The 340-nt window shown below is 38.5% G+C and carries 1 protein-coding gene; it reads right to left on the bottom strand.

Annotation, left to right across the window (positions count from 1 at the left end; genetic code table 11):
- Window positions 1-305, bottom strand: a 305-nt coding sequence (locus tag ACNPNW_RS06455; RefSeq protein ID WP_448766773.1) for a sce7726 family protein, incomplete at its 3' end; no start/stop codon positions are given.
- Window positions 306-340 lie beyond the last annotated feature (35 nt).

The raw sequence follows: 340 nt of genomic DNA on the forward strand, positions 1-340 counted from the left end.
ATTTTTATTCCCCACCATTTTGGTATGATGTCATCTATTCCATCAACAAATTTAGAGGCAGTCACAATAGTGACAGTATCAAACACTTTACTATATATTTCCGATTGTTTTGGAAGTCGCTCAAGTGTATCGCTCTCACTCTTTATTTCATAGCCATTCATAGATCCATTTATTACGGCCACATCAATACGAGCTTCGCCCTGGCACAATCCCAATTCATCTAATACAATTGTGTCCGGGTCATTGTGTTCATATTTCAAGAGAGTATGGAGGTGTGTTCTAATGTCGATATCACGTGTCTTCATTCCTACCCTCCCTTAAGCATGATTAACTCTGATCA

The sequence above is a fragment of the Acinetobacter endophylla genome, from assembly GCF_053543775.1.